This window comes from Gottfriedia sp. NPDC058432 (genome assembly GCF_042721555.1).
Classification (GTDB): domain Bacteria; phylum Bacillota; class Bacilli; order Bacillales; family Bacillaceae_G; genus Gottfriedia.
Map to the genome: position 1 here is coordinate 52,293 of NZ_JBHXLC010000002.1, position 23,357 is coordinate 75,649.

Annotated in this window: 19 protein-coding genes; all 19 read left to right on the top strand. The window is 33.8% G+C overall.

Annotated features, from left to right (window positions below):
* The first annotated feature begins 11 nt into the window (after positions 1 to 11).
* The 19 genes from ACFWM3_RS02530 (at position 12) to ACFWM3_RS02620 (ending at position 23,265) form a co-directional block, all read left to right on the top strand.
* The gene (locus ACFWM3_RS02530) at positions 12 to 1,055 is read left to right on the top strand and encodes an LCP family protein (protein WP_390310050.1); all 1,044 of its coding nucleotides are present in this window, start codon (positions 12 to 14) and stop codon (positions 1,053 to 1,055) included.
* A 291-nt stretch (positions 1,056 to 1,346) separates the two neighbouring features.
* Positions 1,347 to 2,540: a sensor histidine kinase gene (locus tag ACFWM3_RS02535; RefSeq protein ID WP_390310051.1), complete on the top strand. Its 1,194-nt coding sequence runs from the start codon at positions 1,347 to 1,349 to the stop codon at positions 2,538 to 2,540.
* A gap of 149 nt (positions 2,541 to 2,689) precedes the next feature.
* Complete coding sequence (locus ACFWM3_RS02540) at positions 2,690 to 3,367, top strand: response regulator (protein WP_056469515.1); 678 nt, start codon at positions 2,690 to 2,692, stop codon at positions 3,365 to 3,367.
* 299 nt (positions 3,368 to 3,666) lie between these two features.
* Positions 3,667 to 4,509, top strand: coding sequence for a DegV family protein (locus ACFWM3_RS02545; protein ID WP_390310053.1), 843 nt, complete (start codon positions 3,667 to 3,669; stop codon positions 4,507 to 4,509).
* A gap of 214 nt (positions 4,510 to 4,723) precedes the next feature.
* Entirely contained in the window at positions 4,724 to 6,067 is a 1,344-nt protein-coding gene (locus tag ACFWM3_RS02550) for an ATP-dependent helicase ComFA (protein ID WP_390310055.1), read from the top strand.
* Positions 6,068 to 6,213: 146 nt separating this feature from the next.
* Complete coding sequence (locus ACFWM3_RS02555; RefSeq protein WP_390310056.1) at positions 6,214 to 6,744, top strand: ComF family protein; 531 nt, start codon at positions 6,214 to 6,216, stop codon at positions 6,742 to 6,744.
* Positions 6,745 to 6,890: 146 nt separating this feature from the next.
* Positions 6,891 to 7,148 (top strand): flagellar biosynthesis anti-sigma factor FlgM, encoded by a 258-nt coding sequence (locus ACFWM3_RS02560; protein WP_390310058.1) that lies wholly within the window; start codon positions 6,891 to 6,893, stop codon positions 7,146 to 7,148.
* A gap of 401 nt (positions 7,149 to 7,549) precedes the next feature.
* Complete coding sequence (locus ACFWM3_RS02565; protein ID WP_390310059.1) at positions 7,550 to 9,370, top strand: APC family permease; 1,821 nt, start codon at positions 7,550 to 7,552, stop codon at positions 9,368 to 9,370.
* Positions 9,371 to 9,629: 259 nt separating this feature from the next.
* Positions 9,630 to 9,827, top strand: a complete 198-nt coding sequence (gene cspD, locus ACFWM3_RS02570) for a cold-shock protein CspD (RefSeq protein WP_056469532.1) — start codon at positions 9,630 to 9,632, stop codon at positions 9,825 to 9,827.
* A 248-nt stretch (positions 9,828 to 10,075) separates the two neighbouring features.
* The gene (hpf, locus tag ACFWM3_RS02575; protein ID WP_056469534.1) at positions 10,076 to 10,621 is read left to right on the top strand and encodes a ribosome hibernation-promoting factor, HPF/YfiA family; all 546 of its coding nucleotides are present in this window, start codon (positions 10,076 to 10,078) and stop codon (positions 10,619 to 10,621) included.
* Positions 10,622 to 10,836: 215 nt separating this feature from the next.
* Positions 10,837 to 13,350 (top strand): preprotein translocase subunit SecA, encoded by a 2,514-nt coding sequence (gene secA, locus ACFWM3_RS02580; RefSeq protein ID WP_056469537.1) that lies wholly within the window; start codon positions 10,837 to 10,839, stop codon positions 13,348 to 13,350.
* Between the two features lie 139 nt (positions 13,351 to 13,489).
* Positions 13,490 to 14,588, top strand: a protein-coding gene (gene prfB / locus ACFWM3_RS02585; RefSeq protein WP_286131654.1) for a peptide chain release factor 2 whose coding sequence is annotated in 2 segments (ribosomal slippage) — positions 13,490 to 13,552 and positions 13,554 to 14,588 — 1,098 coding nt in all. Because the reading frame shifts where the segments join, the coding sequence is not laid out codon by codon here.
* Between the two features lie 457 nt (positions 14,589 to 15,045).
* Positions 15,046 to 15,924 carry a YitT family protein gene (locus tag ACFWM3_RS02590; RefSeq protein WP_335407933.1) on the top strand — a complete coding sequence of 293 codons (879 nt, stop codon included), beginning with the start codon at positions 15,046 to 15,048 and terminating at the stop codon, positions 15,922 to 15,924.
* A gap of 61 nt (positions 15,925 to 15,985) precedes the next feature.
* The gene (cccB, locus tag ACFWM3_RS02595) at positions 15,986 to 16,324 is read left to right on the top strand and encodes a cytochrome c551 (RefSeq protein ID WP_056469543.1); all 339 of its coding nucleotides are present in this window, start codon (positions 15,986 to 15,988) and stop codon (positions 16,322 to 16,324) included.
* Positions 16,325 to 16,663: 339 nt separating this feature from the next.
* Positions 16,664 to 17,350: a cell division ATP-binding protein FtsE gene (gene ftsE / locus ACFWM3_RS02600; protein WP_056469546.1), complete on the top strand. Its 687-nt coding sequence runs from the start codon at positions 16,664 to 16,666 to the stop codon at positions 17,348 to 17,350.
* The gene (gene ftsX / locus ACFWM3_RS02605) at positions 17,340 to 18,233 is read left to right on the top strand and encodes a permease-like cell division protein FtsX (RefSeq protein WP_056469549.1); all 894 of its coding nucleotides are present in this window, start codon (positions 17,340 to 17,342) and stop codon (positions 18,231 to 18,233) included. Before ftsE ends, ftsX begins: the two co-directional genes overlap by 11 nt.
* Before the next feature lie 126 nt (positions 18,234 to 18,359).
* Positions 18,360 to 19,730 (top strand): murein hydrolase activator EnvC family protein, encoded by a 1,371-nt coding sequence (locus ACFWM3_RS02610; protein WP_390310063.1) that lies wholly within the window; start codon positions 18,360 to 18,362, stop codon positions 19,728 to 19,730.
* Positions 19,731 to 20,189: 459 nt separating this feature from the next.
* Entirely contained in the window at positions 20,190 to 21,653 is a 1,464-nt protein-coding gene (locus ACFWM3_RS02615) for a catalase (RefSeq protein WP_390310065.1), read from the top strand.
* 178 nt (positions 21,654 to 21,831) lie between these two features.
* The gene (locus tag ACFWM3_RS02620) at positions 21,832 to 23,265 is read left to right on the top strand and encodes a S41 family peptidase (RefSeq protein ID WP_390310067.1); all 1,434 of its coding nucleotides are present in this window, start codon (positions 21,832 to 21,834) and stop codon (positions 23,263 to 23,265) included.
* Positions 23,266 to 23,357: the final 92 nt, after the last annotated feature.

A 23,357-nucleotide genomic window follows, 5' to 3' on the forward strand; every position in this document is an offset into this window, starting at 1 on the left:
TCTTCGAACGTATGAATCAGAATCATTCTCGAAAAATGGCCAAGAAAAGAAGAAAGAAAAAGAGAGGCTTAATTGGTAGGCTATTATTACTTGTCATTGTAGTAGCCTTAGTGTTTGTAGGATATAAAGGCGTTAGAACATATCTAGAATTAAATAAAGCAACAAAAGGAGAAGACATTTCTTCAAACTTAAGAAATGAAAAAGTTGCAATATCGAAAGATCCAATATCGATTCTCTTCTTAGGGATTGAGAACTATTCAACTGGTGGAAAGGGTGGACGAACTGACTCGATGATTCTTGCTACCTTTAATCCAAAAGAAGAGACAATTAAAACAATGAGTATTCCTCGTGATACATATGTAAGTATCCCTGGACATGCAGATAAAACTAAAATAAACCATGCATATTCATATGGCGGTTTACAATTAACAGTTGATACTGTTGAGCAATTCTTAAATGTACCAATTGATTATTACGTTACTGTCGACTTTAATGGCTTTAAAAACATAGTTGACGCTGTTGGTGGAATAGATGTTGATGTACCTTTTGACTTCTGGGAAAATACAGATACTACACCAAGGAAAAAGGTTTACTTTACAAAAGGTATGATGCATTTAGATGGACAACAGGCATTAGCGTATTCACGTATGCGTAAACGTGATCCTCGTGGTGATTTTGGGCGTGAAGAAAGACAACAGCAAGTAATTAAAGCGATCTTAAATGAAATAAAATCACCTGAAACAATCATGAAAATGGATCAATATGCGAAAGTGTTCAGCAAAAATATTAGTACGAACATGAAAATGAGCGGTGGTATTTCACTTGCGAAGCATTTACCTAATATCTCTGAAAATGACTTAGAAACAATAAAACTAAAAGGTCACGACGATACGATTCACGGTATTTACTATTATGTTCCTGAAGAGGAGAGTGTAAGCGAAATTACTAGCAATTTCCGTGTTCACTTAGGTTTAGAAAAACCACCTGCAAAAAATACAACTAATACAATTAATTCAGATAGTAGTTCTGAAAATGAAAATAGTACCAATCAATAAATAGGCAAAAAGCTGATTCTTTTACGGGAATCAGCTTTTTTATTGGGTCAATCGTAATATATTTGTAATACTTGTTAACATTGTGTTAAGGATGTTATAGAAGGGTATGTATTTTTTAAAAAATATAATAAAATACCAATATATATTGGAAATATAAGGGTTGAATCGGAAAATATAAAAATTTTTGCTTATTTCAAATTTTTGTACAATTATAATCCTAATTACATTATAATATTAAATATACATAAATTTATTAGTCATTTAGTAATAGGCTAATGGGGGAAAAGGTGAATGACAGCTAGGAAAATGGACAATCAGACACTAGACGAAATCATGGATAATATGCTCTCATCTGTTATAGATAGTAAGTCCCATGTGTTTGGAATTGTTGAAGATACTCGCTCTGAATACGAGACATTAAGAGTAGAGCTTGAAGAAGTAAAATTACAAGTAGTAGAGAAGATTGAAAATACGGTTAGATTAGACTTATTAGCACGAGCGGCACGCCAAAAATTAACTGAAGTAGATGGGGATTATACTAGATATACTGAATCTCAAGTAAAGGCAGTATATGAAACAGCCCAAAATATCCAGGAACAGCATATTCTTTCATTAAAAGAAGAAAAAGTTCTAAACCATCGTAGAAAAGAATTAGAATATAAACTTCAGATTTTGTTAGAGAAACTACAAAAAGCCGAATTGTTAGTTGCCCGTATTTCAATTGTTTTAAACTACCTTAATACAGACTTTAAGCAAGTTAGTCATTTACTTGAAGATGTAAAACAAAAACAAGAATTTGGATTTCAATTGATACAAGCTCAGGAAGAAGAGCGCATAAAGTTATCACGTGAAATACATGATGGGCCTGCCCAAACGTTGGCTAGTATATTAATGCAATCAGATTTTTTAATTAAAACATATCGCCAAAGACCAGAAGAGGATGCAAGAAAGGAATTAGGTGATATAAAGGAACAAGTCCGTTGTGCGCTAGGGGAAGTAAGAAGAATTATATACGATCTACGCCCAGTGGCATTAGATGATTTAGGATTAGTTCCAGCCCTTAATAAATATTTAAAATCGCTTGAGTCGTATAAGTATATTGAAATTAAATTTGAATATTGCGGTCAAAGCAAAAAAAGACTTAATTCAAAAATAGAAGTTGCGATCTTTAGAATCGTCCAAGAGGCAGTTCAAAACGCATGTAAGCATGCTAATCCATCAACAATTTTTGTTAGATTAGAGTTTTTAAGAAATAAAATTAATGTTTTAGTACAGGATGATGGAGTTGGTTTTCCTGTTGAAGATGGCCAAAGCGAAAACTCTTTTGGATTAATAGGAATGAAAGAACGCGTTGAGTTACTAAATGGTGATTTTAAAATCGAATCAATACTAGAAGTAGGTACGACAATTAGCATTACTTTAGATGTAGAAATAGAGAATGAGTTAGAAATGGTATTTCAAAATGAAACGTCTGAAAATTTTTAAAAGTAAAATTTTATTTCATGTTTTTGGATATTTGCGTCCAAACCACCCGTAAAACATGTTAGAATATACTATAATTTAGAAAAAAATACCAATTTATACAAATTTCGATAGATTAGCAAACTAGAACAAATAAACAGAGGAGTAATGAAATGAAAACTAGAATTGCAATTGTAGATGATCATAAACTGTTTCGTGAAGGAATTAAGAGAATCCTAGATTTTGAAGAGAGTTTTGATGTTGTTGCTGAAGGTTCAGACGGTACAGAGGTCGTAGGTATCATGGATCAACATCAAGTAGATGTATTAATTGTTGATATAAACATGCCGACAATGAACGGAGTAACTGCTACAAAAGCATTACTAGAAAAATATCCTGATGCAAAAGTAATCATTTTGTCAATTCATGATGATGAATCATATGTAACTCATGTCCTAAAGGTGGGTGCAAGAGGCTATTTATTAAAAGAAATGGACTCAGATACACTAATTGAAGCGATTAAAGTCGTTACAAAAGGTGGATGTTATTTACATCCGAAGATTACTCACAATCTAGTAGAAGAATTTAGAAGACTATCACTTAAGGAACAGTTATTTAAATCTCGCGAAGTAGAAGTACGCCGTCCATTACATTTACTTACTAGAAGAGAATGTGAAGTACTTCAAATGTTAGCAGATGGTAAAAGTAACCGTGCTATAGGTGAAGCTCTCTTCATTAGTGAAAAAACTGTCAAAAACCATGTAAGTAATATTCTGCAAAAGTTAGAAGTAAATGATCGTACTCACGCTGTAGTAACGGCAATTCGTAACGCTTGGGTTGAAGTGAAATAGTTAGGTGCAAAAACAGAGTATCGGAAGATCGGTACTCTGTTTTATTTTTTAGACAAAGTGCAATTAATTTGATTTTACACCTTTAGTCTGAAACATGGAATCAATAAAATAATGCCCACTTTTTCTTTTCAATAAAGAGGCTTTTAAGTATAATAAGTCTTTCTAAGTCTAACTGAATTGTCGAATTGGCTCAGAGTAAAGAGAATGAAATACAATGATTTTACTTAATTAGTTGTGTAAAATTAAACCATTAAATACATAGATAAACGTTACTATATATAATAAGAAAGGATATGACAATGAGAACTGCAATTGTTACAGATAGTACATCTTATATCCCAAAGGAAGTAAGAGATTCTTTAGATATACATATGTTACCCCTTAATGTAATCTTCGGAGATGCGTCCTACCAAGAAGAAGTTGAAATTACAGCCGAACAATTTTTCCTCAAGGTCCGTGAACAAAAGGAGCTTCCAAAAACTTCACAGCCTGCATACGGCACGATAATTGAAAAATTTGAACAGCTATCAAAAGAATATGAGGCTGTTGTTGCAATCACTTTATCAAGTGGAATTAGTGGAACATATCAGAGTATTGTATCAGCTGGTTCAATGATTGATAACTTAGAAGTAGTCGCTTATGATTCAGAAATTAGCTGCATGGTCCAAGGGTTTTATGTCATTGAGGCTGCGAAAATGGCAAAGGATGGTGCTGGACCAACTGAAATCATTGAGCGTTTAGATGAAATAAAAAAATCTGCAAATGCTTACTTCATGGTTTTTGATTTAGATCACTTACAACGCGGTGGAAGACTTTCTAGTGCACAAGCATTTGTAGGAAGTTTGCTTCAAGTAAAGCCAATTCTAACATTTGTAGACAAACAAATTGTAGCCTTTGAAAAAATCCGAACTGAAAAAAAGGCAATGAAACGAATTACAGATTTATTTGGCGAAGTTGCATCAAAAGGCGAAAAAATGAAAGCAGTCGTTATTCACTCAAATCGTGAAGAAGATGCAAAAAAATTAGCCCAACAACTTAGTGAAACATATCCGAATGTTGAAATAGAAACTTCATATTTTGGCCCAGTAATTGGAACGCATCTTGGTGAAGGTGCCTTAGGATTGGGTTGGTATGTTGTTTGAGAAGGAGCTCCTTTGATTAGGGGCTTTTTTTGTTTTGTGCTGTGAAAATTTGCTATCGTAATGAATTGGGTATGCTTAACAAATGTTAAAGACACAAATTATTTATATAGCTGACAAGAAATTTTCACTAGTGTTCATGCTATTAGTGACTGATTGAATGTAATATTGAAAGATGCCCATATTGGGCAATTACTAAAAGAAAGTAGGTTAATAAATGGACAAATTTTACGGTAGAAAACTCCAACTTCTCCCCTCAACAAATCATCAGGATATCCCTCCAACCAGTCTAGTCATTCAAGCGGTTCAAAAAGTTAAAACTCGTTATCAATGCTTCCGTTGTGGTAATCAAAATCAACACTTTTTCGCTACTCACTTTTGTGCAAAATGTTCATCACTGTGTACATATTGTCGAAAATGTATCATTATGGGAAAAATGTCGACATGTATAGAGCTAGTCATTAATGAAGTTGATATGAAATTAGATTCATCAATTACTGGACTCGAATGGGATGGAAAACTTTCACCTCAGCAAAAAGAAGCATCTATTAAAGTAGTTGAAGCTGTGAACGAAAATCAGAATTTGCTACTTTGGGCAGTTTGTGGTGCAGGAAAAACAGAAATGTTGTTTGAAGGGATTGAAGCTGCACTTCAGCAAGGTAAATTCGTTTGTATTACAACTCCTAGAGTTGACGTTGTTTTAGAGCTAGCGACTAGATTCAGACAAGCCTTCCCTACTATTTCAATTTCAGTACTTTATGGAGGTAGTGAAGAGATATGGGATGGAAATAGGATAACAATTTGTACAGTACATCAGTTAATGAAATTTAGGCGTACCTTCCACTTATTAATTATCGATGAAGTTGATGCTTTTCCTTATAATATTGAAACACATTTGCACTGGGTTGCAAATGAATCAAGAACAATTAAAGGTTCTACAGTACAAATGACTGCTACCCCCTCTAGTGAACAACAACTACTTGCACTTAAAGATAAAATCAAAAATGTAATGGTCCCCGCAAGATACCATAGGCAACCCCTACCAGTACCGAGCTTTGAATGGATTGGTAACTGGCGTAAAACGATCCGCAAATCACAAGAACTTCCAACTTCTTTAGAAAAATGGATAAAATTATTTATTCAAAAAAGCTGCCCAATCTTTTTGTTTGTCCCTACAATTAATGAATGTATTTTTATAGAAGAGGCTGTTAAAAAGATAACAATAAAATCAGCATCAGTTCATAGTCAAGATCCTCAAAGACATGAAAAAGTAAGTGCTTTTCGAAATGGTGATACTCAAGTTTTAATCACAACGACAATTTTAGAGAGAGGCGTTACGATTTCGAATAGCCAAATTGCGGTAATAGGCGCTGATGAAGAGATCTTTACTGAAAGTGCACTAGTTCAAATTGCTGGGCGTGCTGGTAGGCATATTAAATATGCAAATGGAGAAGTTATCTTTTTTCACAATGGAATTAGCGAAGAAATGGTCAAAGCTAAAAAGCAGATACTTCTAATGAATCATTTAGGTTTCGAGAAAGGTTGGTTGGATCATAAGTGATTTGTGTATATTGTGGTGTTCGATTTATTGAGAAGTTCTCCTTGCATAAATTGTTTTTTCAAAGCAATGAATCAGTTTGTTCACAATGTCTAGCGAAATTTAAAAGAATTATCGGTCCTGTTTGTGAAATTTGTTGTGGTTATATTATGGAGAATCAAAAGCATTGTAAAAATTGTATAGAGTATATGAGGTTAAAGCCAGATATGCCGTTAATTATTAATAAGTCGATATTTCATTACACAAATGAAGTAAAAGAATGGCTCAATAATTTTAAATTTTTTGGTGATGTTCAATTAGCATCTATATTTGCAAGTGATTTGAGGGAATACTATGAAAATTCTTTCGAAAATTATAAAATAGTTCCAATACCTCTAAGTGATGCGAGACTAAAGGAAAGAGGTTTTAATCAAGTTGAAGTACTCGCACAATACGCAGGTTTAAACTTAACAAATTGTTTAGAAAGAATTCATACTGAAAAACAAAGTAAGTTAAACCGTTATGAGAGACTAAGCCGAGAACAAGTTTTTTCTTTTTGTGGTGAGGTAAAATTCGATAACGAATCGATCGTAATACTTGATGATGTGTATACAACTGGTAAAACGGTACAAGATGCCGCAACAATATTGTTACAAAATGGTGCTACGGAAGTACATTCACTCACCTTGGTTCGGGCATAAAACTAGGTAACTTGTCATGTATAAAAGGACTTAATTTTACCACTAGTTTTACCGATATAAATAGTGGTCATTGGGCAGAATAAAACAAAAATATAATTAATAATAAAGTGACGAGGTATAAAACGATTAGCGATGAGGTGAGAAAAGTGAAGGGTAATACATCTGATGAGGATAAAGTTCATTTACATCAATACAACATAGAAAAAATCGAACTAAATAAACGAGAACAAGAAGGAAAAATAGAAATCTCCCCTCAAGCGAAGGATAATCTAATCGCCAATCAGATAATCGCGAAACGTGATGAACGTATACAGCAATTAAAAAAACAAATTGACGAGGGAACATACAAAGTTCAACCAATGAAAGTGGCTGAAAAAATGCTTAGTTATTTTAATAAGAAATAAAGATAAAACAAAAGACTAAAAAAAGAGATAAATTAAGAAGTTAAGCATTAAACTAGTTGGATCAAGGCCGACAATCGAATTGTACTAAAATGTTTTTTATATAAGAAGAAAATAGGGAAGAACTTAGCAGATAGGTTAAGTTCTTTCTGAATGTAGTTAAGGAAATTAAAAAGGATTTTCAGAGGAAACGAAAGCTTCTATTAATAAAGTCGTGAAGTTTTTAAAGTGGCCTTTCAATTTATTGTATTTTAAATTGATTTGGAGGAAAGTTAATATTAATTATTTTGTCAAAACCTTAATATATTTATGGAAAGATTTTCTTAATATATCACACAATTTTTTCTAATAATGTGATAAACTCAAATGGTTTAGTTTTTAACTTTTTATGTAGAGGTGCACATATGTTATCGATTTTAAAACGATACTTAATTGGTAAACCACTTAAGTCAACAGAGTTAAGTGAACAAAGGTTATCGAATACGAAGGCCTTGGCGATCCTATCGTCAGATGCGCTTTCTTCAGTAGCATACGGTCCAGAGCAGATTCTGATCGTTTTAACTACAGTTGGAGCGGTAGCGTATTGGTATTCGGTTCCGATTGGTATAGGCGTTCTGATTTTATTATTAGCATTAATTTTATCTTATCGCCAAATTATTTTTAGTTATCCACATGGTGGAGGCGCTTATGTCGTATCTAAACAAAACCTTGGTGTTATTCCAGGTTTAGTTGCCGGTGGATCTTTGCTAGTTGACTATATCTTGACAGTAGCGGTTAGTGTGTCAGCAGGAACGGACGCGATTACGTCCGCCTTTCCAGTTTTGCACGCTCATACAGTCTTTATTGCTGTTATTCTAGTTATATGTATTACAATTTTAAACTTACGTGGACTAACTGAATCTGCTTCGATATTAGCATATCCAGTTTATTTATTCGTTGTAGCACTTGTTATTATCATTATCGTAGGTTTATATAATGTCTTTACAGGCCATGCGCCACAAACAGCGCATTCAGCTATTGGTACGGTTGTTCCAGGGATTTCGCTCTTTATTCTTTTAAAAGCATTTTCATCTGGTTGCTCGGCCTTAACTGGTGTAGAAGCAATTTCAAATGCAATTCCGAACTTTAAAGTGCCTTCAGATAAAAATGCGGCAAAAACACTATTGATGATGGGTTCGATTTTAGCAGTACTATTTTCGGGAGTTATGTTTTTATCTTACTGGTATGGAATTGTACCAAATGCAGAAGAAACAGTTATGTCCCAATTAGGTTCCGATATTTTCGGACGAAATATAATCTATTTCTTTATACAAGGGACAACGGCGCTAATCCTTGTATTAGCAGCTAATACAGGATTTTCTGCATTCCCATTACTAGCTTATAACTTAGCAAGTGATAAATTTATGCCAAGAATGTACTTACTTCGAGGAGATCGTCTAGGATATTCAAATGGTATTATTACCCTTGGTGTAGCTTCAATTTTATTAATTATTGCTTTCCAAGGTAAAACAGAAGCGTTAATTCCATTATATGCTGTTGGTGTATTTGTACCATTTACACTTTCTCAAACAGGTATGGTAATTAAATGGATTAGAGAAAAACCGGCTGGCTGGTTGCCGAAATTAACTGCCAACTTTGTTGGGGCATTTATCTCAGCAACAGTTTCGATTATTTTCTTAACGACTAAGTTAAATCAAGTTTGGTCAATATTTGTTTTTTTACCTATAATTGTTATTCTTTTCTTAAGAATTCGTAAGCACTATGAAGCAGTAGGTGACCAATTAAGATTAAATAATGATATTCCTGAAAAAATTAGTGGAAATATTATGGTTGTTCCCGTTGCTGGGATCACAAAAGTAGTTGAACGTACAATGCAATATGCTCAAGGTATTGCGGATGAAGTTTATGCTGTTTACATTTCTTTTGATAAAGAAAGTGAAGAGCAAATGAGAGAAAAATGGGAAGCTTGGAATCCTAACGTAAAACTCATTGTTGCTCACTCAGAGTATCGAGAAATTACTAGACCACTTTTAAAAGTAATAGATGAAATGGAAGCTAAAGCTCATGAGCAAGGCTTTGAAATTACAGTTTTAATACCACAGTTTATTACGAGAAAAAATTGGCATAATGTTTTACATAATCAATCAAGCTTGTTACTACGAGCGTATTTACTTCATAAACGAAGCGTTATTGTAACTACTGTACCTTATAGATTTAAGGTGTAGGGTCAGAGGTTATGAAGAAGGAAAAACTTTAGTAGGAAAAATGATATAAATTTTCGTTTCATAAAACAGGAAAATAATAATAGGGCAGGTCAGAAGGTAAGCGAATATGATAGGTAAGGGAATAGTTAGAATTTTTCGTTATTTGTCGAATTCGTGAAAAAAAAGGCGATAAGCTACTTTTGACTTGTCCTAGTTTTATGATGTATAGTTGAATTGTGGAGAAGATTCACAAGTTTTCGACTGAAGGGAATGGATTTGAATGCAAGGTAAAGTAAAATGGTTTAATGCAGAAAAAGGTTTTGGATTTATCGAGCGTGAAGATGGAGACGATGTATTCGTACATTTCTCAGCTATCAACGCAGAAGGATACAAATCTTTAGAAGAAGGCCAAGCAGTTAGCTTCGAAATCGTTGAAGGTAACCGTGGACCTCAAGCTGCTAATGTTACTAAAATCTAATTTATCCGTTAATAAGTAAATATTTGCTTATATAGATTCGGAACACAAAGGCTTACTCATTTGAGTAAGCCTTTGTTTGTTTTAAATTATTATAAAAAATAATCTGATCTAAACCAAAAAAGTTCAATAAATGGACACAGAGATTTCTCATATTTGACAAAAATTTCAAGGAGGAAATTGAGATAGAAGTGTAGAATATAAATATGACAGCTTTCATTATTTGGAGCTTGATGAAGGAGGAAACCCATATGATGCTAAACATCCGAGGCGAAAATATTGAAATTACTCCAGCGATTCGTGATTACGTAGATAAAAAATTATCGCGATTTGATCGTTATTTTGACGAAGAGTTAACGGCGAGAGTTAATGCTAAAGTATTCCACGACAAGCAAAGAATTGAAGTAACTATTCCTGGAACGTATATGTTATTACGTGCAGAAGAAGAGCATGCAGATTTGTATGCAGCTGTCGATTTAGTTATTGATAAACTAGATCGTCAAATTAGAAAACACAAAACGAAAGTAAATCGTAAGTTAAGAGAAAAGGGTTCATTAAAATTCATGTTTGCACCATCTACTACTGAATCAGCTGTTGCAGTAGAAGAGCACGAAAATGATATTGAGTTAGTTCGAACAAAGCAATTTGATTTAAAACCTATGGATGCTGAAGAAGCAGTGCTACAAATGAATATGTTAGGTCATAACTTCTTTGTATTCTTAAATGGTGAAACGAATAAAACGAACATCGTTTACGCTAGAAAAGATGGTCGTTACGGTTTAATTGAAGCCAAATAAAATTAATAAATATAATAATAAAAGGACTGAGCTGAAGAATTAGCTTAGTCCTTTTTTGGTCTTATTTACTTATTTTCAAAAAAATTAATTAATTCTAATAGAACAATCTCGACATAAGGTTGTCACTTATCTTCATTTAATGATAAAATTAGAAATAGTATCTACTAACTTAATGACATTTTAGTTTATGACTTTATAATAGAGGAGCGTTACGAATGCTTGGAATGATAAAAAAGGTTTTTGATCTTAATCAGCGACAATTAAATAAAATGCAAAAACAAGTTGATCAAGTTTTATCTTTACAGGATCAGTATACAAAATTATCTGATGATGAACTTAGAGGTAAAACATTTGAATTTAAAGAGCGTATTCAAAAAGGTGAAACTCTTGATGATATTTTAGTTGAAGCGTTTGCCGTTGTTCGTGAAGGTGCTACTCGTGTGCTTGGTATGACTCCATATCCTGTACAGTTATTAGGTGGAATTTCTTTACATGAAGGTAATATCTCAGAAATGAAAACAGGGGAAGGTAAAACTTTAACTTCTACTTTACCTGTTTACTTAAATGCTTTAAGTAGCGAAGGTGTTCACGTTGTTACGGTCAATGAATACTTAGCTAGTCGTGATGCGCGTGAAATGGGTCAATTGTATGAGTTCTTAGGACTTACTGTTGGTCTAAATTTAAATAGTATGGAACCAGATGAAAAGCGTGAGGCATATGCTTGTGATATTACGTATAGTACAAATAATGAATTAGGATTTGACTATTTACGTGATAACATGGTTGTATACGCTGAACAACGAGTACAACGACCACTAAACTATGCTATTATCGATGAGGTTGACTCAATTTTAATTGACGAAGCACGTACTCCGTTAATTATTTCTGGACAAGCAAAACAGTCTGCACAATCTTATATTGCAGCGAATGCATTTGTTGGAATGCTTAAACTAGACAAAGATTATACGTATGATGTAAAAACAAAATCTGTTTTATTAACTGAAGATGGTATTTCACGTGCAGAGAAAGCTTTTGGCGTAGATAACCTATTTGATTTGAAAAATGTTAACTTAAACCATCATATTACTCAGGCATTACGTGCTCATGTTACGATGACTCATGATGTAGATTATGTAGTTCAAGATGGTGAAATTGTGATCGTTGACCAATTTACTGGTCGTTTGATGAAAGGTCGCCGATACAGTGAAGGTCTTCACCAAGCGATTGAAGCGAAAGAAGGATTAAAAATCCAAAACGAAAGTATGACGCTTGCGACAATTACTTTCCAAAACTACTTCCGTATGTATAAAAAGCTTTCTGGTATGACTGGTACAGCAAAAACTGAGGAAGAAGAGTTCCGTAATATTTATAATATGAATGTTCTAGTTATTCCTACGAACCGCCCAATCGCTCGTATGGATAAACCAGATTTAGTATATAAAACAATGGGTGGAAAATTTAATGCTGTTGTTGATGAAATCGTTGAGCGTCACAAAGCTGGACAACCAGTTCTAGTTGGTACAGTAGCGATCGAGACTTCAGAGTTAATATCTCAATTGTTAAAACGTAAAGGTGTTAAACACGAAGTATTAAATGCGAAGAACCATGAACGTGAGGCTGATATTATCGCATTAGCTGGTCACCGTGGCGCAGTTACTATTGCGACAAACATGGCTGGTCGTGGTACAGATATTAAATTAGGTGAAGGTATTCGTGAGCTTGGTGGATTAGCTGTTATTGGTACTGAGCGACATGAAAGCCGTCGTATTGATAATCAGTTACGTGGTCGTTCTGGTCGTCAAGGAGACCCTGGTGTGACAACTTTCTATTTATCAATGGAAGATGAATTAATGCGTCGTTTCGGTTCAGAAAATTTATCAGTTATGATGGACCGTTTAGGTTTAGATGATTCTCAACCGATTGAAAGTAAAATGGTTTCTCGTGCAGTTGAATCTGCACAAAAACGAGTAGAAGGTAATAACTTTGATGCTCGTAAACAATTACTTCAATACGATGATGTATTACGTCAACAACGTGAAGTTATTTATGCTCAACGTTCTGAAGTTATTGATTCAGATGATTTACAACCAATCGTTAAAAATATGATTGAAGGTACTATTAACAGAGTAGTTCAAGCTCATACTCCAAACGAGCAGCTTCAAGAAGAGTGGAATGTAGAAGGAATCATTGATTTCTTAGAAGCAAACTTATTAAATGAAGATGAAATTACAGTTGAACAATTACGTGTAATTGAACCAGATGAAATGGTTGAATTAATTCAAAAAACAGTATTCGAACGTTACGAAGAAAAACAGGTAGCTTTACCAATTGAACAAATGCGTGAGTTTGAAAAAGTTGTATTATTACGTACAGTTGATAACAAATGGATGGCTCATATCGATTCAATGGATCAACTTCGTGAAGGAATCCATTTACGTGCATATGCACAAATTGATCCACTACGTGAATATCAAATGGAAGGCTTCGCAATGTTTGAAGAGATGATTGCTTCTATAGAAGAAGAAGTATCTCGCATTATTATGAAAGCTGAAATTGAAGCTGACGTAGAGCGTGAAGCTGTACAAGGCGATGCAATTCATGTAAGTAATGATGGTGATGGTGAAGTAAAGAAAAAACCAATCGTAAAAGGCGAAGAGACTGGTCGTAATGAAGATTGTCCTTGTGGATCAGGTAAGAAGTATAAAAACTGCCACGGTAAAGGAATCTAATAAAATAGAAACTATATGAAAAGGGGCAAGGGCAAGTAGTTATTAAAAGAGAAGAGTAACTTTCAAAGGTTATTCTCACTTTACTACTTGTCTTTACCTGCTTTTTATTGTTCGTAAAATTTAAACGAGGTGTTATGTAATGGAATTAGTAGAAGTAAAGCAAGAACTAGAAAAGATGGCGAAACGCCTTCAAGCATTTAGGGGGTCTCTTTGACGTCGAAACAAAACAGGCAAGACTAGATGAGCTTGAAGCATTTATGTCAGAGCCAGATTTTTGGGATGATCAAAAAGCTGCACAAGTAGTAATTAGTGAAGTAAATGGTTTAAAAGAGGTTATTAATGAATTCAATGATTTAAATGATGGATATGAGAATCTTGAAGTAACATATGAGTTAGTTAAAGAAGAAAATGACGATGAACTATTTGAAGAACTAATAACTGAAGTAAAATCTTTAACTGGAAAACTAAATGATTTCGAACTTCAATTATTATTAAGCGAGCCATATGATAAAAATAATGCAATTCTTGAGCTTCACCCAGGAGCAGGTGGAACCGAGTCTCAAGATTGGGGTTCAATGTTATTACGTATGTATACTAGATGGGCTGAAAAACGTGGATTTAAAGTCGAAACTTTAGATTATCTACCTGGTGATGAGGCTGGTATTAAGAGTGTAACTTTAGCGATTAAAGGTCATAATGCATATGGCTATTTAAAAGCAGAAAAAGGCGTTCATCGTTTAGTGCGTATATCACCATTCGATTCATCAGGTCGCCGTCATACTTCTTTCGTTTCTTGTGAAATAATGCCTGAGTTTAATGAAGAAATTGAAATCGATATTCGTACAGAGGATTTAAAAATTGATACGTATCGTGCAAGTGGAGCGGGTGGTCAGCATATTAATACAACTGACTCAGCAGTACGTATTACACACGTACCAACTAACACAGTAGTAACATGTCAAACAGAGCGTTCACAAATTAAGAACCGTGAACATGCAATGAAAATGTTAAAAGCAAAACTATATCAACGTAAAATAGAAGAGCAACAAGCTCAATTAGATGAAATTCGTGGAGAACAAAAAGAAATTGGCTGGGGAAGTCAAATTCGTTCATATGTTTTCCACCCATACTCAATGGTTAAAGACCACCGAACAAACACAGAGGTTGGTAATGTACATGCAGTAATGGATGGAGATCTTGATCCATTTATTGATGCTTACTTACGTTCTAAGATTTAATGTTGAAAAATGGGCTGATAAGATTGGGGGAAACTTCTTTCTTACCAGCCCTAATCTTTGAGGACAAAAGAGGTATATTTAATCATTTAGTTAGTCTGTAAATCCATCTTTTAACCTAAAACATCTTCTATCAGACTGCCCGCCAAACGCTTGCAATTAGTCTGAACATCAATTTTTTTGGACTTTGTCTAAACGGACATCTTCTAAATTAGGAGATGTTATTCTTTTGAGCTTTTTTACTTAGGGGGTAGTAAGGGTTTTACCTTACTAATGTGAGGGAGTTACATGAATCATATTTATTTTTAAGGTGTTTTACAAATGGTAGAAAGTAAATTTTGTTTATATGTAATTAAATCTTATTGTTTTTTTCATAATAAAAAATAGAGAGAGTATCCGATAAAAAGGATATAAAATAGAAAAGTTGTCTGTTAGTGAGAAATATTTGAGGGGGATAAGTTTGAAAAAGGTCAGATATTCTACTGCTCTAACTGTAGGGTGGGGAAAAACGTTTTTTGAGTACTTTTTTGTATTAGTTGGTTCTGCAATTATTGCTATCGCTTTTTGTGTGTTTTTATTACCAAATCATATTGCTTCTGGTGGAGTAAGTGGTATTTCGACGATTTTAAAGAGTACGATGGGATTTAATCCTGCATTTGTACAATGGGCATTTAATATACCTTTATTTATTGCAGGGGTATTTTTCTTAGGTAGACAATTTGGGGCTAAAACATTAGTAGGAACTATTTTTATTCCACTTGTTGTTTATTTAGTTGATTTATACAATATTAAACCAGCAACTGATAATCCACTTTTAGCATCAATTTTTGGTGGACTATTTATTGGTTTAGGTCTAGGAATCGTGTTCCGAGGGAAAGCTTCTACTGGTGGAACAGATTTAGCAGCTCAAATTGTTCATAAATATACTGGTTTATCACTTGGGATTTGTGTAGCATTTATTGACGGATTAATTGTTCTTACATCTGCAATTGTTTTTAATCTTGAAAGCGGTATGTATGCACTGATTGCACTTTTTGTTACGAGTAAAACAATCGATTTAGTTCAAATTGGCCTTGCTAGATCAAAAATGGCACTAATCATTACTTCAGAAGTGGAGCCTGTAACAACAGCAATAGTTCACGAATTAGATCGTGGAGTAACAAAGCTAACTGGTGTTGGTGGATATACAAATGAAGACCGTTTAGTATTAATGTGTGTACTTGATCAATCTGAATTTTCTTCTCTTCGTGATATCGTTCGGTCAGTTGATCGAAATGCTTTCATTACAGTCGTAGATGCAACAGAAGTTCTTGGAGAAGGTTTCACAAATTTGACATAAAAAGGTAAAATAAATATTTTTATTAGTAGTAGACTATAGTTATGGGATTTTTAAAGGGGCGATGATTTTTGTGAAAAAGCTACTTCTTGCTTTTATAACTGGTGGTATGCTGTTAACGATTACAGCGTGTGGTTCAAATAATAATACAAGTAAAAAGAATGATTCCGGTGAGCCGGTATCGGTTGCAAGTGGGGAAAAGTTGTTTAAACAAAGCTGTGCTAGCTGCCATGGTGGAGAACTTGAAGGTGTAATTGGACCAAGCTTAAAAAAGGTCGGAGCGAAATACTCTGAAAAAGAAATAGAAAATATCATTCATGATGGTAGAGGTTCAATGCCTAGTGGAGTTGTTCAAGGAAATGACGCGAAAAGTGTAGCGAAATGGCTTGCAACTAAAAAATAAAATGTTTTAAATTCTATAGAAAAAAATTAAAGAAACGGACAATTTTCTGTTAATTAGAAAAGGTCTGTTTCTTTTCATTTTAATTACATTTTTCCATAATTTGTTAAACAAGCTCGTGAAACGTTCGGAAATAATCCTGTCTATTATTAAAATGTAACATAAATTTATCAATTTTGACATTTTTTAAGTGGTATAATAGAGGAGCTTAGCTGAATTTATCGAAATATGTAAATAGCAGGCGAAATAATAAGATCAAGTAAAGTTAAGTATAATTTCATCCAGAGTGGATCTTATATAGTTTGATAGAAGAAAACGGAACAAAAAATTAAGGAGAATGTCATGATTGAGTTAAAAGATGTTTATAAGACTTATCCTAATGGTGTTCTTGCGGTAGATGGTATTAATGTAAAAATTCGCCAAGGTGAATTTGTGTATGTCGTGGGACCAAGTGGTGCCGGGAAGTCGACATTCATTAAAATGATGTACCGTGAAGAAAAACCATCAAAGGGTGCGATCTTAATTAATGGAATGGATTTAAGCCATATGAAGGATAAAAAAGTTCCTTTATTACGTAGAAATATTGGGGTAGTTTTCCAAGACTATAAATTGTTACCGACTTTATCAGTTTATGAAAATATTGCATTTGCACTTGAAGTTATTGAAGAAAATCCGAAAACAATCAAGAAAAGAGTTATGGAAGTACTTGAACTTGTTAAATTAAAACATAAAGCGCGATTCTTACCAACAGAGCTTTCTGGTGGTGAACAGCAACGTGTTTCGATTGCCCGTTCTATTGTAAATAAACCACAAGTAGTGATCGCCGATGAGCCAACGGGTAACTTAGACCCTGAAACTACGTGGGAGATTATGGACATATTTAAAGAAATCAATGATAGTGGAACAACTGTTGTAATGGCAACTCATAATAAAGATATTGTAAATACGATTAAGCGACGTGTAATTGCAATTGAAGCTGGAAAAATTGTACGCGACCAAGCGAGAGGAGTGTACGGTTATGAAAGCTAGAACTGCAAAAAGACATGTTCGTGAGGGACTACGTAGTTTAAAACGAAATGGTTGGATGACGTTTGCATCGATAAGTGCTGTAGCAGTTACTTTAATGCTTGTTGGTGTATTTTTAACCGTAATTATGAATGTAAACCATATTGGTACAACTCTAGAAAAAGATGTAGAAGTACGTGTTTTAGTGGATTTAACAGCAAACAAAGAGCAACAAGCTACTTTAAAAGAAGAAATCAAAAAATTAGATCATGTAACGACTGTTAAGTTTTCGTCGAAAGATCAAGAACTAAACAATCTAATTAAAAGTATGGGAGAAGATGGGAAAGCATTCCAACTGTTTGAACAGCAAAATCCATTAAATGATACGTATATTGTTAAAACAGATTCTCCAGAACAAATCGCACCAGTAGCCAAAAAAATTGAAGGCTTAAAATATATTGATGAAGTAATTTATGGTAAAAAACAAGTTCAAAAATTATTTAATGCAGTTTCGGTAGGGCGTAATATCGGTTTAGTACTGATTTTCGGTCTATTATTTACTGCGATGTTCTTAATCTCTAATACTATCAAAATAACAATCATGGCAAGACGACGTGAAATTGAGATTATGAGATTGGTAGGGGCAACTAATAACTTTATTCGTTGGCCGTTCTTATTAGAAGGTTTACTGTTAGGTGTGTTAGGATCCGTTATTCCAATTGTTTTACTATTAACAGGATATAAAGTCATTTATAATATGCTAATGCCAAAATTAGCAGGAACAATGTTTACATTATTACCATTTTCACCGTTTGTGTACCAGCTATCTGCGATTTTAATAGGTATTGGTGCAGTAATCGGGATGTGGGGTTCTGTTATGTCAATTCGTAAGTTTTTACGTAAATAAGATTAAATTTTTCATTTATAGTTTTAATAGAGTAATACGATTGATAAGCTCTAGTTCCCAATTTAACGTCTGTCTGAGTTGATACAGGTACTAGGGCTTTTCTATATACATAAGGAGGGATCTTAGATGAATAAGAGAAAATCAACGAAAGTAATAACGATTATGTTATGCAGTACTTTCATCATCGGTGCTATCCCATCCGTTTCTTTTGCTGAAAGTAAATACCAAACTGAAATTGACCGTATTAAAAAGAAGCGTAGTGAGGTTAAGGATAAGACGGACGCAACAAACAACAAAATTGCTGATATAAAACATGACCAGCATGAAGTTGTTGCGGAGCTTGAAAAACTTGATGCTCAAATGAAACTGACTAAGCAAAAAGTTAACCAAACTGAAGATGCAGTTAGTGATGGGAAAAAGCAAATTTCAAAACTAAAGGAAGAAATTAAGTTTATTGAAGAACGTATTAAATCTCGTGAAGAATTATTGAAAAACCGTATGCGTTCTCTTCAAAAGTCCGGTGGAATGGTATCCTATATTGATGTCATTTTAGGTGCTAATAGTTTCGGAGATTTAATTCAACGAATGACTGCCGTACAAATTATTATGAAGGCTGACGAGGACATTATTAACAAGCAAAACTTGGACTTAAAAGAAGTTAGTGCTAAAAAAGATGATTTGACTATAAAGCAAGAAAAAATCGAAAGAGATTTAACGAACTTAAAGAGTCTAAATAATCAACTAGCAAGTCAGGTTAGCGAAAAGAACAAATTAATGGCTTCATTAAAAGCTAAAGAAAGCGAAGCTCATGCAGATGTTTTAGATTTAAAGGAACAAGATGAATTACTAGCAAGTCAGCAGGCTGCAATGCAAAAAGCGCTTGAAATCGCTAAGAAACAAGCTGCAGAAAGAGCTGCTGCAGAAGCTAAACGTAAAGCGGAGGCTAAACGTAAAGCAGAAGCTGCTGCAAAAAGTAAAAAATCATCTACTAGTACAAACCATTCAAGTGGATCTGAAAGCTCTAGTAGTTCAACTAATTCTAGTAATTCAGATAGTACTGGTAGTTCTGATAATACACCAACCGTGTCTAGTGGTAACTTTACAAGACCAGCAAACGGTTATATCTCTTCTGGATTTGGACAGCGTTCATTTGAGGGTGGAGAGTTCCATGAAGGTGTTGATATTGCTTCAGCGGGAAGTGTACCAGTTGTAGCGGCAGCTGATGGAGTTGTAATTCGTGCTTATGTCTCATCTTCTTATGGAAATTGTGTATTTATTACGCATAATATTGATGGACAAGTATGGACAACTGTATATGCTCACTTGGATAGTTTTAATGTATCAACTGGACAAACTGTTTCAAAAGGTATGCAAATTGGTTATATGGGAAATTCTGGTCATTCTACAGGACAGCATTTACACTTTGAATTACATAAAGGTGAATGGAATTATGCTAAATCAAATGCAGTAGATCCTATGAAATATATTAATTTTTAATTTACTAAAAACCTATCCTAAATTATTAGGATAGGTTTTTTTCTTTGTTTTTTGTGATTATTGAATACAAATAAAACAGATGAATAGTCGCAAATAAAACTGTGGAATGGCAAATAAAAATGGAGAATCGCAATTAAAATTTCCAAAACGCAAATAAAGCCAACTAAACTATTAAAAAGAACACATATTATCATAAAAAACTAATAAAATGGTTCGATTTGGAATGCTTAATGTTGAGTTATAGATGAATTTTAGTATTTGTATGGCTCTTTTACGTTGAATTTATTAAATCAGCACCTTTTTTAATATAAGAACGGCAAGTCATACCTACATAGTGAAGAATTAATTAAATCAATTACTAGTTTATAATAATTATAATTTGATATTGATTTTCATTATAAGTTAGCTTATTATATAATTATTACTAGATTATAATTATTCTAATTAAGGAGAAATGATATGACAAATAACCGATTAACAACAAATCAAGGCGTGCCAATTGGAGATAATCAAAATTCACTTACAGCGGGACGTAGAGGTCCAACTTTATTAGAGGATTATCAATTAATTGAAAAACTAGCTCATTTTGATCGTGAAAGAGTACCTGAGCGTGTTGTGCATGCACGTGGAGCTGGAGCACACGGTGTTTTTATTACTAAAAATAGTATGAAAAAATATACGAAAGCAAAGTTTTTACAAGATGCCGGAACAGAAACACCAGTATTTGCTCGTTTCTCAACAGTTATTCATGGATTACATTCTCCTGAAACATTACGTGATCCTCGAGGATTTGCTGTAAAATTTTATACCGAAGATGGTAACTATGATTTTGTGGGTAACAATCTTCCTATATTCTTTATTCGCGATGCAATGAAATTCCCTGATATGGTTCATTCATTAAAGCCAGATCCTAGGTCCAATCTACAAACACCTAACAGATACTGGGATTTTATGTCTCTAACACCCGAGTCAACAAATATGTTATTACATGTATTTTCTGATGAAGGTATTCCAGCGAACTATCGTCAAATGAGAGGTTCAAGTGTTCACGCATATAAATGGATAAATGAATATGGTAATACTGTTTATGTAAAACTTCGTTGGGTACCAAAGCAAGGAATTGAAAATCTTTCAATGGAAGAAGCCAGTGAAGTTCAAGGTAAAGATTTTAACCATGCAAGTCGAGATTTATATGATTCAATTGAAGTCGGGGATTTTCCAGAATGGGACTTATATGTTCAAGTATTAAATCCAGCAGATATGGATGATTTCGACTTTGATCCTTTAGACCCAACAAAAGATTGGTTTGAAGATGTGATTCCTCGACAATTTGTTGGAACGATGGTCCTTAATCGAAACCCTGAAAATATATTTGCGGAAACTGAATCAGTTGGATTTAATCCAGGCGTGTTAGTTCCTGGTATATTACCATCTGAGGACAAGTTACTACAAGGAAGATTATTCTCTTATTCAGATACCCAAAGATATCGTATTGGGGCAAATTATTTACAACTTCCAATTAACTGTCCTTTTGCGAAAGTAGCGAATGGTCAACGTGATGGACATATGCCTTTTGGTCAGCAAACACATCAAATTAACTTTGAGCCAAATAGCTACTCGGATACGCCAAAAGAGGATACGGATTATGTTGAAGTAGCTCAGCCATTAAGTGGTGTTTCTGAGCGCAAAAAAATAGAAAAAACAAATGACTTCGGCCAAGCAGGAGAAGTATGGAATAGATATAGTAGAGCGGAGCAGGATGCTGTTATTAAAAATATTAGTGCTGATCTAGCAGGTGTAGATGAAAAAATTAAGCTTCGTGCAGTTTGTAACTTCTATCGTGCAGATGCAAAATTAGGTGAGAGACTTGCGAGCAAGATCGGTATTAATCTAACGCCATACTTACAACATCTACCAAAATAAATTAAACTCTTCTAATAAAAATTTATTAAATCGTGTTCTACTTGCAAACATAAGTGATACAGGCTTATCATATAATAGAACAGAAATAGCATCGCACGTCTGTGTGATGCTTTTTCAGGTACATACACTATTTAATAGATTGGTACGTTCTTAAGGAACGAAAAATAGGAGGTTTTGCATGAATCGTAAAACAACGGCTCTACTTGCAACAGCAACATTTGTTGTTGGTTTGGGGGTAGGAAAATTTACATTTGATGATGGTACAAGTACAATCGTTTCTAAATTCTCTGAGAGTAAAGAAGTAAAAGCTTCTGAAGATGAAAATATTGCTAAAATACAAAAAGCATACGAAATTATTGCAAATCAATATGTGAAAAAAATTGATCCTGATAAATTAACTGAAGGTGCAATCCAAGGGATGGTAACAACTTTAGATGATCCGTTCTCTACTTATATGGATGGAAGGACAGCCAAACAGTTCCATGAATCATTAGGTTCATCTTTCCAAGGAATTGGGGCAGAAGTTTCTAAAGATGGTGACAAACTAATAATTGTATCTCCAATTAAGAACTCTCCTGCGGAAAAGGCTGGCCTGAAACCAAAGGATGAGATTTTATCAGTTGATGGTAAGAGCGTAAAAGGTTTATCTCAATATGATGCGGTGTTAAAAATCCGTGGTAAAAAAGGAACAAATGTTACGATTGAAATACAACGTCCAGGAGTTCCGGACCCAATTAAATTTACAATTAAACGTGATGATATTCCAATGTATACAGTGTTTAGTTCGGTGAAAGACGTAAATAACGAAAAAATCGGTTATATTCATATCACTTCATTTAATGAAAAAACGGCTGACGAGTTTAAGAAAGAATTGAAAAAACTAGAGGATCAAAATATCCAAGGTTTAACAATTGACGTTCGAGGAAATCCTGGTGGGTACCTACAAGCTGTAGAAGGCGTTTTAGGAGAATTAGTTGTAAAAAGTGAGCCATATTTACAAGTTGAAAATAGAAATGGCCAACGTGAGAAGTATTATACTAAATTAAATAAAGCGAAACCATATCCAATTGATGTATTAATTGATAAAGGAAGTGCATCTGCGGCTGAAATTTTAGCAGCGGCATTAAGTGAAGCAGGACATTATGAATTAATTGGTGAAAAATCTTATGGTAAAGGTACTGTACAATCCACATTAGATTTCAAAGATGGTAGTAATATTAAGTTAACGCAATTTAAATGGTTAACTCCAGATGGTACTTGGATTCACAAAAAAGGTATTAAACCAGATGTTGCTGTGAAACAACCTGATTATTTCTACGCAACACCAATTGATAAAAAGAAAACATTTAAATTCGATGACAATGATGAAAATATTAAACAAGCGCAAATCATGTTAAAAGGATTAGGATACGACCCAGGCCGTAAAGATGGATATTTCAGCAAGCAAACAGAGACAGTTGTTAAGAACTTCCAAAAAGCTGTTGGGATTACTGTTAACGGTAAAATTGATCCTCTAACTTCAGAAAAACTTGAATCATCATTAATTGATAAAATTAAAGATGAAAAGAATGATCTACAGTTAGAAAAAGCTTTAGATATGGTAGCTCAATAATAATACACAGAGAGGACAATTTTGAATTGTCCTCTTTGTATAGACAGAGTTCTAAGATTTGGTGGTCAATCTGAGAGAAGGAAATTTATTTC